The sequence below is a fragment of the Halobacteriovorax sp. GFR8 genome (genome assembly GCF_050955245.1).
Classification (GTDB): Bacteria; Bdellovibrionota; Bacteriovoracia; order Bacteriovoracales; family Bacteriovoracaceae; genus Halobacteriovorax_A.
This window is the reverse complement of sequence record NZ_JBPBLR010000002.1, coordinates 767,466-787,937: the sequence shown is the minus strand read 5'-3', so window position 1 is coordinate 787,937 and position 20,472 is coordinate 767,466. Positions and strand designations below refer to the sequence as shown.

Annotated in this window: 22 protein-coding genes; 15 read left to right on the top strand and 7 right to left on the bottom strand. The window is 39.0% G+C overall.

The genetic code is table 11. The features are described 5' to 3' along the window. Positions 1-91 precede the first annotated feature (91 nt). The 3 genes from ACRXC1_RS04325 (at position 92) to ACRXC1_RS04315 (ending at position 2,529) form a co-directional block, all read left to right on the top strand. Complete coding sequence (locus ACRXC1_RS04325; RefSeq protein WP_433656780.1) at positions 92-1,141, top strand: hypothetical protein; 1,050 nt, start codon at positions 92-94, stop codon at positions 1,139-1,141. Between the two features lie 71 nt (positions 1,142-1,212). Continuing rightward, complete coding sequence (locus ACRXC1_RS04320; RefSeq protein WP_433656778.1) at positions 1,213-1,803, top strand: HAD family hydrolase; 591 nt, start codon at positions 1,213-1,215, stop codon at positions 1,801-1,803. 93 nt (positions 1,804-1,896) lie between these two features. Further along, positions 1,897-2,529, top strand: a complete 633-nt coding sequence (locus ACRXC1_RS04315; RefSeq protein WP_433656776.1) for a hypothetical protein — start codon at positions 1,897-1,899, stop codon at positions 2,527-2,529. A gap of 4 nt (positions 2,530-2,533) precedes the next feature. Here ACRXC1_RS04315 and ACRXC1_RS04310 read toward each other — a convergent pair whose 3' ends face one another. The 4 genes from ACRXC1_RS04310 to ACRXC1_RS04295 all read right to left on the bottom strand — a co-directional run bounded on the left by ACRXC1_RS04310 (position 2,534) and on the right by ACRXC1_RS04295 (position 5,842). Then, the gene (locus tag ACRXC1_RS04310; protein WP_433656774.1) at positions 2,534-3,454 is read right to left on the bottom strand and encodes a glutaminase; all 921 of its coding nucleotides are present in this window, start codon (positions 3,452-3,454) and stop codon (positions 2,534-2,536) included. A gap of 69 nt (positions 3,455-3,523) precedes the next feature. Continuing rightward, positions 3,524-4,276, bottom strand: coding sequence for a substrate-binding periplasmic protein (locus ACRXC1_RS04305; protein WP_433656772.1), 753 nt, complete (start codon positions 4,274-4,276; stop codon positions 3,524-3,526). A 118-nt stretch (positions 4,277-4,394) separates the two neighbouring features. Continuing rightward, a complete protein-coding gene (locus ACRXC1_RS04300; protein WP_433656770.1) occupies positions 4,395-5,144 on the bottom strand; it encodes a type 1 glutamine amidotransferase domain-containing protein in 750 nt (249 codons plus the stop codon). 185 nt (positions 5,145-5,329) lie between these two features. Then, complete coding sequence (locus ACRXC1_RS04295) at positions 5,330-5,842, bottom strand: hypothetical protein (RefSeq protein ID WP_433656768.1); 513 nt, start codon at positions 5,840-5,842, stop codon at positions 5,330-5,332. Positions 5,843-6,188: 346 nt separating this feature from the next. Between ACRXC1_RS04295 and ppsA the strand changes: the two genes are divergently transcribed. From ppsA to hypE, 12 genes are all read left to right on the top strand, one after another. After that, the gene (ppsA, locus tag ACRXC1_RS04290) at positions 6,189-8,567 is read left to right on the top strand and encodes a phosphoenolpyruvate synthase (RefSeq protein ID WP_433656766.1); all 2,379 of its coding nucleotides are present in this window, start codon (positions 6,189-6,191) and stop codon (positions 8,565-8,567) included. After that, positions 8,567-9,679 carry a 4Fe-4S dicluster domain-containing protein gene (locus tag ACRXC1_RS04285; RefSeq protein ID WP_433656764.1) on the top strand — a complete coding sequence of 371 codons (1,113 nt, stop codon included), beginning with the start codon at positions 8,567-8,569 and terminating at the stop codon, positions 9,677-9,679. Before ppsA ends, ACRXC1_RS04285 begins: the two co-directional genes overlap by 1 nt. Then, on the top strand, positions 9,666-10,127 hold the full coding sequence (locus ACRXC1_RS04280; RefSeq protein ID WP_433656762.1) for a cyclic nucleotide-binding domain-containing protein: 462 nt from the start codon (positions 9,666-9,668) through the stop codon (positions 10,125-10,127). Before ACRXC1_RS04285 ends, ACRXC1_RS04280 begins: the two co-directional genes overlap by 14 nt. A 293-nt stretch (positions 10,128-10,420) precedes the next feature. Beyond that, the gene (locus ACRXC1_RS04275) at positions 10,421-10,939 is read left to right on the top strand and encodes a hypothetical protein (RefSeq protein ID WP_433656760.1); all 519 of its coding nucleotides are present in this window, start codon (positions 10,421-10,423) and stop codon (positions 10,937-10,939) included. Next, positions 10,936-11,727, top strand: a complete 792-nt coding sequence (locus ACRXC1_RS04270) for an oxidoreductase (RefSeq protein ID WP_433656758.1) — start codon at positions 10,936-10,938, stop codon at positions 11,725-11,727. Before ACRXC1_RS04275 ends, ACRXC1_RS04270 begins: the two co-directional genes overlap by 4 nt. After that, positions 11,699-12,994 (top strand): Ni/Fe hydrogenase subunit alpha, encoded by a 1,296-nt coding sequence (locus tag ACRXC1_RS04265; RefSeq protein ID WP_433656756.1) that lies wholly within the window; start codon positions 11,699-11,701, stop codon positions 12,992-12,994. Before ACRXC1_RS04270 ends, ACRXC1_RS04265 begins: the two co-directional genes overlap by 29 nt. Next, entirely contained in the window at positions 12,991-13,425 is a 435-nt protein-coding gene (locus ACRXC1_RS04260; RefSeq protein ID WP_433656754.1) for a hydrogenase maturation protease, read from the top strand. Before ACRXC1_RS04265 ends, ACRXC1_RS04260 begins: the two co-directional genes overlap by 4 nt. Before the next feature lie 10 nt (positions 13,426-13,435). Then, the gene (locus tag ACRXC1_RS04255) at positions 13,436-13,696 is read left to right on the top strand and encodes a hydrogenase/urease maturation nickel metallochaperone HypA (RefSeq protein ID WP_433656752.1); all 261 of its coding nucleotides are present in this window, start codon (positions 13,436-13,438) and stop codon (positions 13,694-13,696) included. Next, a complete protein-coding gene (gene hypF, locus ACRXC1_RS04250) occupies positions 13,686-15,863 on the top strand; it encodes a carbamoyltransferase HypF (protein WP_433656750.1) in 2,178 nt (725 codons plus the stop codon). Before ACRXC1_RS04255 ends, hypF begins: the two co-directional genes overlap by 11 nt. Beyond that, positions 15,832-16,086 carry a HypC/HybG/HupF family hydrogenase formation chaperone gene (locus ACRXC1_RS04245; protein WP_433656748.1) on the top strand — a complete coding sequence of 85 codons (255 nt, stop codon included), beginning with the start codon at positions 15,832-15,834 and terminating at the stop codon, positions 16,084-16,086. The genes hypF and ACRXC1_RS04245 overlap by 32 nt, the downstream gene beginning before the upstream one ends. Beyond that, positions 16,083-17,171 (top strand): hydrogenase formation protein HypD, encoded by a 1,089-nt coding sequence (hypD, locus tag ACRXC1_RS04240; RefSeq protein WP_433656746.1) that lies wholly within the window; start codon positions 16,083-16,085, stop codon positions 17,169-17,171. The genes ACRXC1_RS04245 and hypD overlap by 4 nt, the downstream gene beginning before the upstream one ends. Next, positions 17,168-18,181: a hydrogenase expression/formation protein HypE gene (gene hypE / locus ACRXC1_RS04235; RefSeq protein ID WP_433656744.1), complete on the top strand. Its 1,014-nt coding sequence runs from the start codon at positions 17,168-17,170 to the stop codon at positions 18,179-18,181. The genes hypD and hypE overlap by 4 nt, the downstream gene beginning before the upstream one ends. Here the strand turns inward: hypE and ACRXC1_RS04230 are convergent. The 3 genes from ACRXC1_RS04230 to ACRXC1_RS04220 are packed head-to-tail and all read right to left on the bottom strand — an operon-like array spanning position 18,164 to position 20,472. Beyond that, on the bottom strand, positions 18,164-18,403 hold the full coding sequence (locus tag ACRXC1_RS04230) for an acyl carrier protein (RefSeq protein WP_433656742.1): 240 nt from the start codon (positions 18,401-18,403) through the stop codon (positions 18,164-18,166). The two genes, hypE and ACRXC1_RS04230, sit on opposite strands and share 18 nt — an antisense overlap. Further along, entirely contained in the window at positions 18,396-19,505 is a 1,110-nt protein-coding gene (locus ACRXC1_RS04225) for a dihydrolipoamide acetyltransferase family protein (protein WP_433656740.1), read from the bottom strand. The genes ACRXC1_RS04230 and ACRXC1_RS04225 overlap by 8 nt, the downstream gene beginning before the upstream one ends. Beyond that, positions 19,492-20,472 carry an alpha-ketoacid dehydrogenase subunit beta gene (locus ACRXC1_RS04220; protein ID WP_433656738.1) on the bottom strand — a complete coding sequence of 327 codons (981 nt, stop codon included), beginning with the start codon at positions 20,470-20,472 and terminating at the stop codon, positions 19,492-19,494. Before ACRXC1_RS04220 ends, ACRXC1_RS04225 begins: the two co-directional genes overlap by 14 nt.

Sequence of the window (20,472 nt, the reverse complement as noted above, 5' to 3'; positions counted from 1 at the left end):
ATCGATAGATAGAAAATACCCTTAGTGAACACTTATCATGCCTAGTGCTACAATAATAAATTCAATAACATACAGTAAAAAAAGGATATTGATGTTAAAAAAAGTATCAACCTTCACATTTCTACTCTTAATAATCTCTTCACTTCTTACTTCGTGTGACCCTGGAGGAGATGATGAACCTCAGGCAAATGGAGGCAATTTCGGTTGGGGCGCAAGTGGCCTTAGTATTGAGAAAGTCAAAAGTAAGATGAATATGGTTCCTGTAATTACAACAAAGCCGAGCTCAACTGATGGTGGAAACTATATTTCCAGAACACAACATTATGAAGAACCTGCATGTCATGGAAGGCCAGCTTTTTGGTCAGATCATTTTGAGATAGCAGCAGAAAGCGATAGTGTTCCACGAAGCATTCTACAAAAGATTGTAGCAATGGCAGAAGTTAATCTTGAGATGTTTGCTGGTCATCTCAACTTAAATAACACAGATCTAATCACTGTTGCCTTTGGTGGGAGGATTGGTATTTGTGTCCTTAACAGAACTTCATCCCATGGATCAGGCCACGGCTCAGCACTCGTTGTTAGTGCCTATAATAGTAATGCTGATAATGGCTTTAGTTATGAGTATACTCTCCATAAACATGAGCTTATGCATATCTTAGACTCTCAATTCAATCATAATGAACATGGCTTTAATGTTACACCAGGTTGGTGGGTTGAAGGTTTAGCAGAGCTATCATCAGGTGCTCCAATTCTGAGTGCTAAGCAGTGGGCAAGCTACCACAATAAGTATGCACCATCACGCAATATCGTCGCTGACGGTCAGGCCGAGTCAGGGAGTTACAATGCTTATCCCCTATATACGACAATCGTAGCATACCTCCAGTCACAAGGTTTAGGGACAAGTGCCTTTAAATTATTTATACAAAAAGATCGTTGGCATGGCCTTGATACAATCGACACAACTCCCTGTCCTTCTGATCGAGTCTTTACTGGTGCCTGTGTTGCCCCGGCCAATGTGATGAATAATTTTGAATATCAGTTTAATGATATCTTAAATAGCTCAACCTCCCCCCTATCGAGCTATGGCGAATTTGAAACAAATTATTACAACCTTGTTTTAAGTTGGCTTCAAAGTAGATAACACTCAAAGGCCCTTATTTAAGGGCCTTTTTATTTCATGACATGCTGTCTAGCTTACCTTAAAATTTCATCATGAACTTGGCCTTATTTGATTTTGATGGAACGATAACCTTCAAAGATACATTTACAGAATTTATCTATTATTCAGTTAGCAAGAGAAAGCTAAGACTTGGTAAATTCTTACTCTCTCCCTTTGTGTTGGCCTATAAATTAAAGCTTCTTTCAGGGCCAAGAATGCGTGCCCTCATCGTCAAGTATGCCTATACAAGACAGAGTGCTTCTAAACTTAAAGATCAAGGCCTTAGCTTTTCCAAATCATTTCTTCCAAAAGTTATTAGAAATAATGCCCAAGAAGAGATTGAGCGTCATCGAAAACTTGGAAGTAAGATTGTCATCGTATCGGCCTCTTTGGATATCTACCTTGCCCCATGGTGTGAGAAAAATGGATTTGAGCTTATATGCTCCTCTCTAGAAACTAGAGCTGGTATCTGTACAGGAAGCTATCATAATGGCGATTGTACTGGTTATATGAAGGCCAAGAGAGTTAAAGAGAAGTATGACCTCTCAAGCTTTGACAAGATCTTCGCCTATGGTGACACCGCAGAAGATAAGCAGCTGCTAGAACTAGCAGATGAGGCCTATATGTGCTGGCAAAAAATTTAGCTCAATAATTAATACATAGTTCACTTTGTAATCTGTACATTCCTTGGTTAAATCAATTACATTAAACAAATTAAATTACACCTAGGAATATATATGATTAAAAAACAAATTATCATCGTTGCACTTATCTCTTTAACTTTTGTAACTAAGGCATCTGAAAATGAGTTATGTAAAAAAATTGGTAAGAAGTATCCTCAAGATGCTTCACTTTGTAAGAGGATCATAAAAAATGGTGGACCTTTAGATACCAACGTAATTCCTATTTGTTCAGAGATTGCAAATTACTCAACATACTATGCTATGACTTGTGTAAGAAAAGCAGTGGGGAAAAGCTATCCAGAGAATGCTGCTCAAAACTGTATTAATATTGCAAAAGAAGTAAAAGAGAACTCAGTGAATGCAGTTGCCTGCGTTGAGGTTTCTGTAAATAAAGAATTTGATGATAATATCTTAGCAACTTGTGATGAGGTGGCCAAGTACTCGACGTTCAATGGTTATCAATGCCTAAGCTATGCTGCAAACTCTCGCTTTAGTAAACCTGCTGCTGAATTTTGTACAGCGATGGCAAAGGAAACAAAAGATTTTGCGACTTATACATTTAACTGTCTCGAGTTAACAGCAGATAAAATAATCAGTGAAGACGACTTGGCCCCATGTTACGAAGAGTTATTAAAAGGTGAAGATTTTGGCCCATTTAAGGCAAAAGAATGTCTCTTACAACTTTAATCTTTTAGTAAATTGATTGCTCAGAATATGTTGTAAAAAGCTCGAGTGCTTCAATTCCCGCTAAAGAGTTTCCTGTATCATCTAAGCAAGGTGACCAAGTTGAAATCGACATCTCATTTGGGATTACACCAACGATACCCCCACCAACTCCAGACTTTGCAGGAATTCCAACTCGGTAGGCAAAGTCCCCTACAGAGTTATAGAGACCACATGTCATCATTATGGCATTCATTCTCTTATTTTGACTCTTCGTTAAAATCTTCTTTCCATTCCAAGGGTTTTGTCCATTCGAACTAAAAAGTCTAAAAGATCTTGCTAGGTCAACACATGACATTTCGATCGAACAAATTGTTGTATAAACATCAATGACTTTTGAAACTTCATTATTAATATTACCAAAGCTTTTCATGAAGTATGTCAGGGCATAGTTTCGATTGGCACATTCAAGCTCTGAGGCCCTTACAGACTCATTAATAAAAATACTATCGTTACCACTTAGCTCGCGAACAAAATTTAAAACCTCATTCACAGGATCGTCATAGAGATCAATTAGCGTATCCACGACAACGATGGCGCCAGCATTGATAAATGGATTGCGAGGAATTCCCTCTTCATTTTCAAGAAGCACAAGCGAATCAAAACGATTTCCTGAAGGCTCTAGGCCCACACGAGACCAAAGCTTTGAGTCGAGTTTCTGATATGCCAGAACTAATGAAAAGACTTTAGAGATTGATTGAATGGAAAATGATTTTTGGGCGTTACCAATAATATACTCATGCCCATTATTGGTACAAATCGACATACCGAATTGGTTAGGGTCAACCTTACTTAGTTCGGGGATATAGTCAGCAACATTTCCCTTGCCAATAATTGGTAGGATTTCAGCATAAATCCTTTCTAAAATCTGTGTATAATTCTCTTCCATGGGAATTAATATAACTTTAAACTTCTACTTTTTTAATTCTATTTTTGATTTTAATGAAACTCTTACCTACTATTTATCGACATTAGTAAAATCTGGCATTTTATGATTCCACTTTTTATAGATTTTTTCGAGGTCTTTAGTCTTAAGTAGTCTGGCCATATTCTGATCAAAGATCTTAATAAGCTCTTGCGACTTCTTAGTACGAGAGAATCTGACATAGAGATTCTTTGTAATAACTGGCTTAATGACATATTTGCTTAAATCAAACTTTAATTCTTTTAATTTAGGCATAAGGGTATTATTAGAGTCGATAAAGAACTTTATTCGACCCTTTTCTAAAAGTTTTAAACCTTGATTAGTATCTTGAAGCTCTCTCCAGTCTAATTTAGTTTTTATATACTCATGGTAATTATAGCCACGAACCCAATAGACTCTTTGACCCTTTAGGCCCTCTACACCTTTCCAAGCTTTTAGAGAACTCTTTTTATAGATCACAAGTGTATATTCGACATCGATTGGATAATTTGGATAGATTGATTCTTCATCACTATTATAAGCTCCGAGCATGGCATCTTTGAGATTTTCATTTACATACTTAACGGCCCTAGGCCATGGAACGAATGTATAATTAACTTTGATATTTGAAAGAGAGTAAGCTTTTTTTACCAGTTCAAAATAAAGCCCAGTGCCGTCTTTATTTGTAAAACCATCCCATTTAGGAGTCGAGATTTCGATAGTCTTTATTTCACTTGCGAAGCTTGCATTCAGCAAAGTAGCGTGAAAAAGAGTAACCGTTAAAAGGAGTTTTATTTTTACCATCACGCCTAAAAGGCTATATTAACCAAATAGTATTGACAAGAAGATACGCGCTATCTTTTCGCGAAATCAACGTGTTAGTGAGTTAAAGAGCTCCCACCTTTAAACGGGTGGGAGAATTTATTTATTTCTTTATTAATTCAATAACTTTAAGTGTTGCTTGCTTTGCGGAGGCAGGATTTTGCCCTGTAACCAATCTTTCATCGACGATGACATTTTCACTCCAGGCCTTACCATAGATATGCTTCCCACCTCTTTGAGCTAGCTTCTCTTCTAGTAAGAAAGGAATGATCTCAAGTTGCTCAATCAATGCCTCTTCTTCTCTTGTGAAAGCGGCAAACTTCTTACCATCGATAAGATACTTTCCATTAGATAATTTGATATCAGAAAGCGCGGCCGTTCCATGACAAATTGCTGAGACAACTCCCCCCATTTCATAGAGCTCTTTTGAGATACGATTAACATCCTTGTTATTAGCAAAGTCCCACATTGCTCCTGAACCACCACTATAAATGACGGCCGCGTAATCTTTAGGATTAATCTTAGTGAGAGGAATTGTACGAATAACCTTGGCCATTAAAGTTGCATCCTTTAAGAAGCGATCATTAAAGCTATCTTTTTCGGCAAAGCTATTCATATCAATCGGTGCACTTCCACCTTGTGGACTGGCGATATCAACTTTAATACCTGCCTTAGTTAATTCGTAATACGGATGAGTTAATTCTGGTAACCAAAAACCAGTCTTCTTGCCAGTATTACCTAGTTTGTCGTGGCTAGTAACCACAATGAGAACCTTTTGATTTGTCTTGGCCAAAGTGTTAGTTCCTAGACCTAGAGTAAGTAGTAAAACTGAAACCTTAAATAACATACGCATATTTTCTCCTTTATCGTTTGTTTATTATGGAGTTAATATAGCGTAGGTATTTTTTGATTTCCTTTACATAGGTTGAAAATTTGTTTTTGACGTTAAACTTAAATCTGGTGAAAAATGAGTTGAGCTACAACTTACAATAAATAAAACAGAGAGAAAAAGAATAAAGTTCTTCATAATGACTGCTCTTAGAATAAAAGACCTAAGGATAGTACCGCAGCAAAACGGTGCTTATAATCATCTTTAAGGTCATATTCATGACCAATACCGAAGTCGAGATTCATTCTCTCGAAGTATATCCATTGATATCCTAATACAATACGAGCATACTCTGACTCGTAAATTTCAGTATAGCTTGTTCTATAGTAGAAGGGAGAAGTCACTGTTGTTGAAGTGTGTGTTACATTACGATCCCACTTATAACCTGTTTCAATAAACCATGAGTCGACAGTCGCTTTATCAGAAAAATAATAACGGTATCCGATTGAATAATCGGCAGCACTAGAATGCGTCATTTGATTTGTTCTAAGATAGAGAGCGTGATTTTCTTCAAATATACGCAAATACTCGAGAGAAAAATTAACACCAAACACATCAGAAACCGCAGGGTTTCCTATTGAGAATCTATTTTGAAAATCAATGGCCATTACAGTTGATGTTGAAGAAATAAGAAATAGAATTAAAATGATCAAACGATTCATTATGTCCCTTTAAGTTAAGTAAGTACTTAAAATATCGGACTTAATGAACCTGTTCTTAACAATATTTTTTATATAATGCCTAAGTAAAGAATTAAGAGCTTAGTAGTTGAAATTAAAGACACAAACTAATGCGCTAAGAAATTTAAGTCTAGTTATCTTTCAAAATAGATGCAGTATCTTAAATTCCCAGTGAAGTTTCGATACTTAGAAACGAGATACCTTTCATAATTAGAAACTACTGTTTTTTCATGGTTCAAATTAAATATAAGAATGAAAGGTAAAGGTAAAATAACTTTATCGAAAATAGCGTGGCCTATATCATTTAATTTACTAAAAAGGATGAGATATGATCACTTATTGTCGTTGGTTAAAAGATGTAGGCTTAGGCGATCTGGCTACTGTTGGCGGAAAGAATGCCTCTCTAGGTGAAATGATTAGAGAGCTTCAGGCCAATGAGATTAGAGTCCCTGATGGGTTTGCTATTACAGCAGATGCTTATCGACAGTTCATGAAAGACTCGGGCCTAAATAATTTCATCATTGATACACTTCAAGGTCTAGACAGCTCCGATATCTCTTCGCTAGAAAGAGCTGGCAGTAAAATTCGTACCGCAATATTAAATGCTGACCTCCCTGAAAACCTAGTGAACTCAGTCATTGAGTTTTATCAAGAGATGTCTCATGAAAATGGACCGGTTTCTGTGGCCATCCGCTCTAGTGCAACTGCTGAGGATTTACCAACTGCAAGCTTTGCTGGCCAACAGGAAACTTATCTTAATGTTAAAGGAGAGAGTGAACTACTGGATCATATAAGACGCTGTTATGCTTCTTTATATACAAACCGTGCTATTAGTTACCGAGAAAATAATAATTTTGATCACTCTAAAGTTGCCCTTTCTGTTGGTGTACAGAGAATGATACGATCTGACCTTGCAAGCTCTGGTGTTATCTTTACGATCGACACTGAAACAGGTTTTAAAAATGCTGTTGTCATTACAGGCGCCTGGGGACTTGGGGAAAATATCGTCCAAGGAACTGTTAATCCCGATGAGTTCATTGTCTTCAAACCGACTCTCGATGAATATCAACCTATCATTCGAAAAAAGTGTGGAAGCAAAGAGATGAAGATGGTCTATGCGAAGGGAGGTACGAAGAGGATTAAGAATATCCCAACCAAACGAGAGCAAAGAAAATCATTTGTTCTAAGTGACGAAGAAATCTTAAAGCTTGCGAAATGGTCTGTTCGTATAGAGGAGCACTACTCTAAGAAATATGGACATGAAACGGCCATGGATATCGAGTGGGGAAAAGATGGCGAAACAGGAGAATTGTATATTCTCCAGGCAAGGCCTGAAACAGTTCAATCACAAAAACCAAATTATTTTGAAATCTATAAGCTAGAAGAAAAGGGCGACATCATCTGTCGAGGCGCCAGTATTGGAGACAAGATAGTAAGTGGAGTTGTTCACGTTATTAACTCCATTGAAGATCTTAAGTACTTTAAGGAAGGTGAAATCCTAGTCACAAAACGAACTGATCCAGACTGGGGCCCTTCAATGAAGAAGGCCAGGGCGATAATTACAGATACAGGTGGACGAACTTGTCATGCAGCGATAGTCAGTCGAGAACTAGGTGTTGCCGCTATCGTTGGTACAAATGATGCCACTAGCTTATTACAAAGTGGTGACGTGGTTACACTCGATTGTGCCTCTAGTGATGTGGGTACAGTCTATAAGGGAGAGCTGCGCATTACTAAAGAAAATGTCGAACTTAATATAAAGCGACGTCCAAAGACTAAGATCATGCTCAATATTGCAGATCCTTCTCAGGTATTCTCCCTCTCCCGCCTGCCCCAAGATGGTGTAGGACTTGCTCGCTTAGAATTCATCATCAACAACCATGTAAAAGTCCACCCCATGGCACTAATTCAATTTGACCAACTAGAGTCCCTGGCCCTTAAACGCAAAATTGAAAATCTTACGTATGGATATGACATAAAGACAGACTATTTTGTTGATCAGCTGGCCCAAAGTGTAAGTATGCTAACTGCCGCGTTTTGGCCTAATGATGTTATTGTCCGCATGTCAGATTTTAAAACTAACGAATACGCCAAACTGCTTGGGGGAGCACAATTTGAACCCCACGAAGAGAATCCAATGATAGGTTTTCGAGGTGCTTCTCGTTATTACCACAAGAGCTACCGCCAGGGCTTTGCTCTTGAGTGTCAGGCAATGGATAAGGTTCGACGAAAAATGGGACTTAAGAATTTGAAACTAATGATCCCCTTTTGTCGTACACTCGAGGAAGCACAGAAAGTCTTAGATGAAATGAAACTTTATGGCCTTGAGCGAGGACGCGATGGCCTTGAAATTTATGTCATGTGTGAAATACCTAGTAATGTTATTTGTGCCAGTGAATTTGCAGAGCTGTTTGATGGTTTCTCTATTGGTTCAAATGATTTAACCCAACTAACCCTAGGTGTGGACAGAGACAATGAACTACTCAAAGAATTATTTGATGAAAATAATTTAGCAGTAAAACGGATGATTGAAAAAGTCATTAGAGATGCACATGAGGGCGGAGCAAAAGTTGGTCTATGTGGTCAAGCACCTAGTGACAATCCAGAATTTGCACGTTTTCTCATTCAATCAGGTATTGATAGTATTTCATTAACGGCCGATGCCCTTTTAAAAGTCACCCAACTTGCAATGAAAATGGATGACTAATGTTATTATTCAAGGCCTCTCAATTTTCCATCTTATTTGAAAAACTCAAAGAAAGTGGCTATACCATTATTGCTCCAACCATAAAAGACGACGCAATTATCTACGATCAAGTAGCTAATATCGATGAACTTCCTATTGGCGTAACAGATGAACAAGACAAGGGAATGTATCGTCTAAAAAAAAGAGATGATAATGCTTACTTTGGTTACGCACTAGGCCCCTATTCTTGGAAAAAATTCTTAGATCCTCCGCTTCAAAAACTCTTCTCAGTAAAAAGAGAAGATATGTCAATTCAAGACGAAACACCAAAAGCTCCACGATATGCATTCTTAGGAGTTAGAGCATGTGAACTTTTCGCCATCTCTATTCAAGATCGCATTTTTATTAATGACACAAATATTAATAATTATTATCAGCAAGCAAGAGAAAATACTTTAATAATTGGTGTTCACTGCCATAGTGCTGCGGCCACCTGCTTTTGTCCCTCAATGGATACGGGACCAGACTTCAAACAAGATTATGACTTTCTTTTAACTGAAGTTTTAGAGGACTCGAATCACTACTTTATTCTGCAATGGGGATCAGATAGAGCACAAGAGATTGCTAACACACTCCCTTTTGAAAACGCCCCTAATGATTCAAATGTAAAAATCAATAATCAACTTACACAAACTAAAAATAAGATTAAAAGACAGCTTGATGCTCCTAAAGCACGACAACTACTAAAGTCTAAACTCGACTCTCCCCTATGGAAAAAGGTGGCCACTGATTGTACCAGTTGCGCCAACTGTACCATGGTATGCCCTACCTGTTTTTGTTCAACTGTTGAAGATGTCATTGATCTTGAAGGTAATCATGCGCAGCGATGGAAGAAGTGGGACAGTTGTTTCAATCTAGATTTTAGCTATATCAATGGAGGTGCAGTAAGAGAGACGATTGATTCTCGATATCGTCAGTGGCTAACACATAAGCTATCTACTTGGTATGACCAATTTGATACCACAGGTTGTGTGGGCTGCGGCCGTTGTATTAGTTGGTGTCCAGTAGGAATTGATTTTACCGAGCGAATAAAGACATTCAATACAGGAGAAGATGAAAATGAAGAACATTAAGCAACTCCTAGAAGACTCACAGTTTTTTAAAAGCTTACCTGAAGAATATATCGAGCTAGTGGCCGGATGTGGTTCAAATATACAAAAGAAATCTGGAGACTTCCTTTTCAAAGAGGGAGAAAGTGCCAATGAATTCTACCTTATTCGCCATGGAAAAGTTGCCCTCGAGCTAGTAGCACCAGGAGTTAGACCCCTTTGTATAGAAACATTGGATACAGGAGAGCTAATCGGTTGGTCCTGGATTTTCCCTCCCTATACCTGGAGTTATGATGGCCGTTGTATAGAAGATTGTCGCTTAATCAAAATCGATGGACGATGTCTGCGTGAGAAGTTTGAAAAGAACAATGCTCTTGGTTATACCTTCATGAAAAGTTTTGCTCAGGTAATGACATCAAGATTGGCCTGTGTTCGATTACAGCTCCTAAATCTCTATGGAGAAAAGAATTGAAGTCTCCATGGATACCTAATATTTATCAAGTCCAAGATTGTCTCAAACAGACAGAGAGTACGTTTTCGTTTAAGTTAACTCCCATTGATTCATCTGTACCAGAATCAAGGCCGGGGCAATTTAATATGCTCTATCCATTTGGCCTAGGAGAGATTCCTATATCTATCAGTGGTAAATGCGAAGAAGGTTTTCACCATACAGTACGTGGAGTGGGAAAAGTCAGCAAAGCATTGTGCAACCTAAAGGATGGTGACCGAATAGGACTTAGGGGCCCTTATGGCTCATCATGGCCTATGGAAAAGCTTAGTAAACAAAATATCATCGTGATTGCCGGCGGTCTTGGTCTCGCCCCCACTCGTCCAGTTATCGAGCACCTTATCGCTCATAAAACTCCTAATCAAAATATTACACTATTAATTGGAGCTCGAGACCCTAGTGAAATTCTATTTCAAAATGAAATTAAACAATGGAGAGAGCAAGGAATAAATATTGAAATGACTGTTGATACGGCAGGCGAAAGGTGGAAGGGACATGTAGGAGTTGTAACAAAGCTAGTTTCTAAGCTCAAAATAAATGCTAAAGAATGTGTCGCTCTAATTTGCGGGCCAGAAGTAATGATGCGATTTTGCATCAAAGAACTAGAACAAATCGGCGTGGCCGATGAAGATATCTACCTTTCACTCGAAAGGAATATGAAATGTGCAATTGGGTTTTGTGGGCATTGCCAGTTAGCGACAGAATTCATCTGTAAGGACGGTCCTGTATTTTCCTATGATCAGATTAGGCACCTTATTAAAGTGAGACATTTATGAAGCGGCCAAAACTTGCAGTATGGAAGTTTACTTCATGTGATGGCTGTCAACTTTCCTTACTTGACCTAGAGGAAGACTTAATCCTACTTTCTGAAAAGGCCGAATTTGTTTATTTCATGGAGGCCATTCGCACAAAACCATCTGGCCCTTATGATCTGTCTATCGTTGAAGGATCAATATCTACACCTAAAGAGGCCCAGCTTATTAAAGAAATTCGAAATCAGAGTAAATTCGTCTTAGTTATTGGGGCCTGTGCTACTTCTGGTGGAATTCAAGCTCTTCGCAACTTTAAAGATGTCAAAGAGTTCACTTCCATTGTCTACGCCTCCCCTTCATATATCGATACTCTGGAAACCTCTACTCCTATTTCAGATCATATCAAAGTCGATTTTGAACTAAGGGGCTGTCCTATTAATAAATGGCAATTACTAGAAGTTATCACTTCTTTTATTCATCAAAAGAAACCTAATATTGCCAATCAAAGTGTATGTGTTGAGTGCAAGTTAGCAGGAAATATATGTGTCATGGTTGCTAAAGGCATCCCCTGTCTAGGTCAAGTTACCCATGCTGGCTGTGGTGCTCTTTGCCCAGCATATGACCGTGGTTGCTATGGATGTTACGGGCCAGTTAAGGATGCAAATAATAAGAGTGTCATCAATTGGCTTCTTAAAAAAGGACTAACGAGCCGTGAGTTAATAAATAATTTTCAAAATTTCAACTGTAACGCCATTGAAAATAGAGAGTTGGAGAAAATAATCAATGAGCAAAAAAAAGACCATAAAGGTTGAGTATCTAGCGAGAGTTGAGGGAGAAGGTGCATTTCATCTAGAAATTGAAAATGAAAAAGTCATCAAGGCCCATCTCAAAATCTTTGAACCTCCGCGCTTCTTTGAAGCATTTCTGAGGGGTCGAGACTTTCGTGAGGCTCCTGATATTACCGCAAGAATCTGTGGAATCTGTCCTGTTGCCTATATGATGAGTTCTGTTCACGCGATGGAAGATGTAGCAGGGGTTACAATACCAGATGATATCAAAGAACTCAGACGCCTACTCTACTGTGGAGAATGGATTGAAAGTCATATGCTTCATATGATTATGCTTCATGCGCCAGACTTCTTAGGTTTTGAGAGTGCCATTGCGATGGCCAGTAAGTACAAAAAAAGACTTCAGCAAGGACTATTTATAAAAAAAGTCGGCAACGAAATCCTATCTCTTATGGGAGCAAGAGAGATTCACCCTATTAATATAAAGCTTGGAGGTTTTTATAAAATACCTTCGACAACAAAAATACAACAGTTAAAAGAAAACTGTCTAAAAGCACAAGAAGAACTCATTGATTTAGTAAAGTGGATGAAAGGCTTTAACTTTCCTGAACTAACACGTGAATACCTCTTTGTTTCGACTTTTAACCAAAATGAATACCCTATGAATTGCGGAGTCATTGCGACAAGTCACTGCGAGCATATCTCCATTGATAAATACGAAGAATATTTTTTCGAAAACCATGTTAAGTACACCAATGCACTTCAATCTTCATTCAAAGGTAAGGATGCTTACCTTGTAGGTCCAATGGCACGCTTTCATCTTAACTACGATCAACTCAGTGTTGGAGCAAAACAATTGGCCAAGGATTGTAAGCTGGAAAAAAAGTGTCTTAATCCATTTAAGTCACTCTTAGTACGCGCAGTTGAAGTCTTCTATGCATTTGATGAGGCCATACGAATAATAAACAAGGTTAAAACCCCACCTAAAAATCCTTCAGTGGAGGTTCGTCCTAAGGCCGGTGTTGGCCACGGATGTACAGAGGCCCCCAGAGGGATGCTATGGCATAAATATGAAATCGATAATAATGGGATAATCCTAAATGCAAAAATAGTTCCTCCAACTTCTCAAAATCAGTTGATGATCGAAGAGGATCTTAAGGAATATGCACAGAATAATCTTCACTTGAGTGATGAAGAACTTAAATGGCATCTTGAGCAATCTATTCGAAATTATGACCCTTGTATTTCTTGTGCAACACACTTCCTTAAACTTGAGGTGAATCGAAGATGACTTTGGTGTTAGGTATTGGAAATCCATTTCGACGTGATGACGGTGTTGGCGAATATGTCATCTCTCATTTAAACAAGAGAGTCGACCTAAAGGCCATGATTATTAATGGAGACCTTAGTCGCTTGGTTGATTTTATCGAAGGCTACTCATTGGTTATTATTATTGATGCCTTTGAAAATACAGATTGCAAGAGTCGAGTATTGAAATGGAATTATAGTGAAGAAGCTCCCCCTTCAGATTGGATACAGTATTCAACTCATGGAATTGGACTAGCAGAGGCATTAGAGCTGGCCCAAGTACTAGGAAAAATTCCAAAGAAAATCATAATATATGGAATTAAAGGAGAAGACTTCTCACATGGACAAGGCTTAAGTGCCAATGTGTTAGAGAGTGCCAAGCTCGTTATTAAAGAAATTGAAAAACAACTTTAAGGAGAAAGCTATGCATGAATTTTCATTAATAAATAACTTAATAGGAAAGATCGAGACTTTGGCCAACGAGAATAAGGCAAGTAAGGTCACTCGAGTGAAAGTGACATTAGGGGCACTCTCTCATATTTCAGCTGAACACTTCAAAGATCATTTCTATGAAGGAGTGCGAGGAACAGTTGCTCAAGATGCAAAACTCGATATAGTGAAATTAAGTGATACATCACACCCACAAGCGGAAGAAATCATCTTGGATAGTATCGATGTTGAATAGAGCTGCTTTTAAAATATTCGGCGAAGTACAAGGCGTAGGCTTTCGCCCCTTTATCTACCGTCTAGCAACAGACCTTAATTTAAAAGGCCGTGTAAAAAATAGTCCTTGGGGTGTATGGGTAGAAGTTCATGGTCAAAATGAAAATCTTAACAACTTTGTCAGTGGGTTAAAGAACTGCCCAGGAAGAATATCAAATATTGAAAAAACTCAGGCATCAGGACAAGAATATGAGTCATTTCTTATTGTTCAATCGCAAGAGTTAGGTGAAAAAACCATGAGTTTCCCAAAAGATTATGCGACTTGCTCTCATTGCCTTAAAGAACTCAATGATCCCTCTGATCGACGTTATCAGTACCCTTTTATCAATTGCACTCTATGTGGCCCTCGCTATAGTATTATTGAGAAGCTCCCCTATGATCGTAAATATACCAGTATGCAAAATTTTCAGCAATGTGAGCAATGCTTAGAAGAATATGAAAACCCAAATAATAGACGCTATCATGCCCAAGCTAATGCATGTCAAAAATGTGGCCCAAGACTTAGTTTCACTTGTAATCAAGGCGTACCTCTTTCTGGTGATCCAATAGGTCTTTGTATCGAGAAGTTAAAGCAAGGAAAAATTATCGCAATCAAAGGCATAGGAGGATTCCACTTATTTGCCGATGCGAAAAACTCGAAGACATTAGCAAAACTTCGAAAACGAAAGAAGAGGCCACATAAACCATTTGCACTCATGGCACCAAGTCTTGAGGCAATCCAGAAGTTAACAGAGCTATCTGCGATTGAAAAAGACGTACTCACATCTAAAGAGGCCCCCATTATTCTTTTACGAAAAAAAGAAGATCTTGCCCAAGAAGTGGCATTCGATCTATCCCACTACGGTGTCATGCTCCCCTATACACCACTTCATCATCTACTGATGCAATCATATGGAGACTGGTTAGTTGCCACCAGTGGAAATATAAGTGGAGAGGCAATTTGTATTGATAATGAAGAGGCCCTACAGAACTTAAAAGATATTGCCAATTACTTTTGTTTTCATGATCGTAATATTACTCAAATAATTGAAGACAGTGTTATTCGTATCGTTGCAGATCGCATACTCTATATTCGTAAGGCAAGAGGATATGCTCCTAGCCTAATCGATTGTCACGTACCACAGGCACTGGCCCTTGGAGGAGAACTAAAGAACACCCTAGCATACACTATGGACCAGAAAGTTGAGGTATCTCCTTTTATAGGCGACTTACTCCATCTAAAAAATTTTCATCATTATAAAAATACCTTAAATAATATCGATACATTTAGAAAATTACAGAAATCTCCACGTGTCACAGATATGCATCCTGAATATCAAACGACAAAACTTTTAAACTCTCAAGGCATATCGGCCAAGAAAGTACAGCATCACCTCGCTCATATCGCCTCAGTTATGGCAGAGTGGTGTCTAGAGGTACCAGTATTAGGAGTAAGCTTTGATGGAACAGGTTTTGGAATGGATGGCAAAATTTGGGGTGGTGAATGGATAGAGGTTAATAATAAGAAGGCCAAACGTATTGCCACTCTACGAAACTTAGAACTCCCTCTCTCTTCTCTAAAGTCACCTTGGATAACTGCGGCAAGTCTTGTGGAGCAAGTCGATCCCATCTGCGCAAAAGAATTGGCCACAAATTATATTAGTGAGCAAGACTGGTCGAACCTTAAAAGATCTCGAACGAAATTTGAAACCTCAAGTATGGGCAGGCTCTTTGATGCAATTGCCTACTTAGCTGGCTTTAGAGGCGAAATCTCCTATGAGGGACAAGCGGCCATTTGGCTAGAAAATCAAATTAAAGACCAAGGCGATACTTACTACCCTGCTGTAATAACAAACGCAGAGATTGACTGGAGACCAATGATAAAAGTGATGATTCAAGAAGGTGTGTGCGCTCGTGCATTTCACCAATGGATTATCGACTGCATTTTAGAAGTTGCAAAACAGTCCGCAAAGAAAGTTATCGTCCTCTCTGGAGGCTGTTTTCAAAATGCTTGGCTACTTGAAAATGCTATCAAGCAATTAAAGAGACATAAATATGATGTCTACTGGGCAAAGGACCTTCCTCCAAATGATGGCGGCTTAAGCTTAGGTCAACTCTATGCTCAAGATTGGCAGTGGGAGGACTATTAAGGTGTGTCTTGCAATTCCAGGTCAGATTTTTAGTATCGAGGGGCAGGCGACGAGCTTAAAAGGAGTCGTTGTTTTCGGTGAAATCAAAAAGGAAATTAATCTGGCCTTTGTGCCAGAAGCTAGAATTGGAGATTACGTGATTGTTCATGCAGGAGTCGCCATTACAATCCTAGATGAAGAAGCGGCCCTTCGCACCCTAGAATTCTATGAAGAGGATATATGAAATATCAAAAAGAATTTCGTCAATCGAGTCGTTTAAAAAATTGTCTCGAAAAAATTCAGAAAGTCACCACTCGTCCCTGGAGGATCATGGAAGTCTGTGGAGGACAAACAAATACAATAATGCGCTATGGACTAGATCAATTAGTAAAGCCTATTGAGTTTGTCCATGGCCCAGGCTGTCCAGTTTGTGTTACTCCGATCCATATCATTGACATGGCCCTCGAATTGGCAAAGAGCGAAGAAGTCATTTTTACAAGCTTCGGTGATATGCTAAGAGTCCCTGGGAGTCATGAAAATCTACTCAGTATTAAGGCCAAAGGTGCAAAAGTGCAGATGGTTTACTCACCTCTAGAAGCAGTGGACTTAGCAGAAAGAAACAGAGACAAACAAGTTGTCTTCTTTGCGATTGGTTTTGAAACTACTGCCCCACTTAATGCCCTTAGTGTTCTAGAGGCCAAGAGACGAAATTTAAAAAACTTCTCTATCTTAGTTTCACAAGTACTAGTTCCCCCAGCAGTCAAAACACTTTTTAGTGATCCGCAAATACATGTGGATGCATTAATTGCGGCAGGCCACGTATGTACCATAAAAGGTGAAAGCGAGTACATCCCACTTATTCAGCAATTTCAAAAGCCAATTGTTATTACTGGCTTCGAACCACTAGATCTTTTAGATGGACTCTATCACTGCATCCAACAATTAGAGAAAGGCCAATATAAATTGGAAAATCAGTATCGTCGTTCAGTACGGCCACAAGGAAATCCCATTGCTCAAAAAGCAGTCGATCAAATTTTTGAAGTTGCAGATATTAATTGGAGAGGACTAGGTAATATCGAAAAAAGCGGACTTCGACTAAAGAGGGAGTATAGAGAGTTCGATGCCTATGAACGTTTTAAGCTCAACGCTTCTTCTCAAGAAGTATGTAATGAGTGTCAAAGTGGAGATATTCTTAAGGGCCTAATCAAACCACCTCAATGTCCAGCATTTGGAAAGGCCTGTACACCTCTCAATCCGCTAGGAGCACCAATGGTTAGCGAAGAAGGCGCATGTCAGGCGTACTATCGCTTTAAAAGGAGAGATCAATGACAAAGTGTCCACTAACGAAGACTCATCACACCCATATTCAGCAGGCCCACGGCGGTGGGGGGAAATTAATGGATCAGTTAATCAATGAAATGTTTAAACCCTATTTCGGTATAACCGATGAACATGATGGTGCTTTTATTCCTGTAAGTAATCATGAAATCGTCATGACAACAGATAGCTTTGTCGTCAATCCCCTCTTCTTTCCTGGTGGAGATATTGGAAAGCTTGCCATCTATGGTACAGTCAACGATCTTGCTGTTAGCGGAGCAATTCCTAAATACCTTAGTCTATCCTTTATCTTAGAAGAAGGATTTGAGCTTTCAAGCTTGGATAAGATCTGTCATTCCATTTCTCAGGCCGCAAAAGAGTGTAATATAAGAATCGTCACTGGTGATACAAAGGTAATCGAACAAAGCGGCAGAGGTGGTATTTTTATTAATACGACAGGTATTGGATATTGTGAAAAGCGTTTAACTCCCAATCATATAAGAAATGGAGATGCTGTTATCATTAGTGGTGATATTGGCCGTCACGCTATGGCAATCATGGCCCAAAGAGAGAATCTAAGCTTTGAGCCGCCCATAGAAAGTGATTGTATGAATCTCTATCCGGTAATTAACGCTTTAATAAAAAATAAGATCGATCTGCATTGTGCTCGAGACTTAACCCGTGGCGGATTGGCCAGTTCACTTAATGAGTTGTCTGAGAGTGCACAGTTATCAATTCAAGTTCAAAAAGAACTCTTTCCTATTCATTCTCATGTAGAGTCAGCTTGCGAGCTTCTTGGACTATCTCCTGAGAATATGGCCTGTGAAGGCGCCTTTGTTGCCTTTATCTCGCCAGAGCATACCCAAAAGGCCATTGAAATTCTTAAGGCCAACGGAATGGATAGAGCTTGTATGATTGGAAAAGTAAAAGAAGCGCCTGGCCCAGTTACCATGATTAATGATCTAGGAGCTGAACTGATTTTAGATAGGCCCTTTGGTGATCAGCTACCGCGAATTTGTTAGGTAGCTTACAAAATCATCTAAGTTAACCAATTTTGTATAGTCATTTTCTGGGATCTCACAATTAAACTCCTTGCCAACTTTTGTGATGTACTTTAGCCAATCCATCGAATCGAGATCAACTTGATCTCTTAAGTCCTCATCTGTCTCTATTTCTTGAGCATCGATTTCAGGAGCAATCGTTTTGAGTATCTTCAGTAATTTGTTTTTTATTTGATCATTCATCATCGGCCCATTTTTTCGGATTAGCTAATAGTGCCTCTATTTTTCGAAGTAACAGACTACCTATATGGCCATCAGTTAATCGATGGTCAGCACTTAGAGTCCAGGTACAAACAGGAACTTCTGTAACTTGATTAGCAATAATTTTAATTTTCTTTCTTAGAGATCCAATCCCTACAATGGCCACTTGAGGAGGATAGATGACACCGTAAACCTTATCTGCTCCCCTATCTCCAAGACTTGTTAAACATATTGTTGAGGAGCTCATTTGCGCACGTGTAAGTTTTCCTGCCTTGGCCCTATCCATAAGATCTCTAAACTCTTTCATGAGTTGATTTAGTGGCCTCTTATGAGGATTTGCAATAGCAGGTGCAACCAAACCTCCTTGACGTAAAGAGACGACAATTCCTATATTAATATCCTTGGCCATGACAAAGGCATCATCTTTATAAAAACCATTAAACTGTCCATATTTCTCCAATGCCATGGCCATGATTTTGATAAAGATCACAACAGGAATATAACGTTCTTGCATACTTCGATTTTCATTCGCTCTTGTCATCCAATCAAGGGCCTGTGTGACATCAATTTCTTTTTCGAGATAGAAATGGGGAATTGTCTGTTTAGACTTTTCCATCAAGTGAGCAATGACTTTTTGTCTTTCTTGAACCTGTGATGGTTTGTCGAGGTCTTGTTTTTGCTCTAACGAATTTAGAATATCATCACCGCAAATTGGGCCTTGGGCCTTTATTTGCTCGAGGTTTTGTAGAAATGAATTTTCTTTTAATAACTTTTTAGCGCGAGGAGAAATTCTCTGATGCGTATGATCCTTAATTGTATGGATTCTCTTCATATCTTCCTGGCCTGCAACTTCAAATAAAGCGATTGCTGTTCCAACTGAGACCATTCTCCCTTCTGGTATTAAAATCTCTTTGACCGTACCAGTATAAAAAGATTCGATTTCAATATTTGATTTAGAGGTTTCGATTTCTGCGACCATTTGTCCTTTTTCAATATGATCACCAGGTTCTATAAACCATGAGACAACCTTTCCCTCATCCATATCGGCCCCTAGAGAGGGCATTGTAAATTCAATAACCGCCATGAAGACATTCCTTTACTTTCGCTAAAATTCTCTCTTCATTTGGGATACATTGTTGCTCAAGGCTTGCAGAATAAGGTATCGGAATCTCTTCGGTACATACTCTCATGACTGGTGCATCTAATTCATAAAAGACTTCTTCCTGAATGCGAGTGATAATTTCTGCTGACAGGCTTCCTGAACGCCAACCTTCATCGACAATGACAGCGCGATGAGTTTTCACAACTGATTGCATAATCGTTGCATTATCAAGAGGCCTTAAAACTCTGAGATCTACAACTTCTGCACTTACCCCTCTCTTATCTAATTCCCGGGCCACGTTCATACACTTATGAATTCCTGCGCCATAAGAGATTAGGCTAATATCACTTCCTTCTTTTAAAACACTGGCCTTGGCAATATCAACTTCACTCACTTCTTTAAGCTCACCAGTATTATTATAGAGTGCCGCTTGTTCAAAAAGTATAACGGGATTAGGATCTTTTACCGCCGCTTGTAACATATACCTGGCATCGGTAATCGTTGCAGGAGTTATAATTTTCAATCCAGGAATATGGGAAAACCATCCCTCCCAACTATGAGAATGTTGGGCCGCCAACTGCCTCCCCGCTCCTGTGGCCATGCGTATGGTGATAGGAACCTCAACTTGTCCACCAGACATATGTCTTATCGTGGCCGCATTATTAACGATTTGATCCAAGGCCAGTAATGCAAAATTACAAGTCATGATTTCAACGATGGGATGCATGCCTCCCATTGCTGCTCCAATTCCAAGACCAGTAAAGGAAGACTCTGATAAAGGAGTGTCCTTAATTCGATCTTCTCCAAATTTTTCCAAGAGTCCTTTACTAACGGCGTAAGTACCACCGTAGCGTCCGACATCTTCCCCTAATAAAAAAGTTTTAGGATCACTTTCTAAGATGTCGTAAAGTCCGTCGTGTAAAGCTTCGCGGTAACTCATTTCACCCAT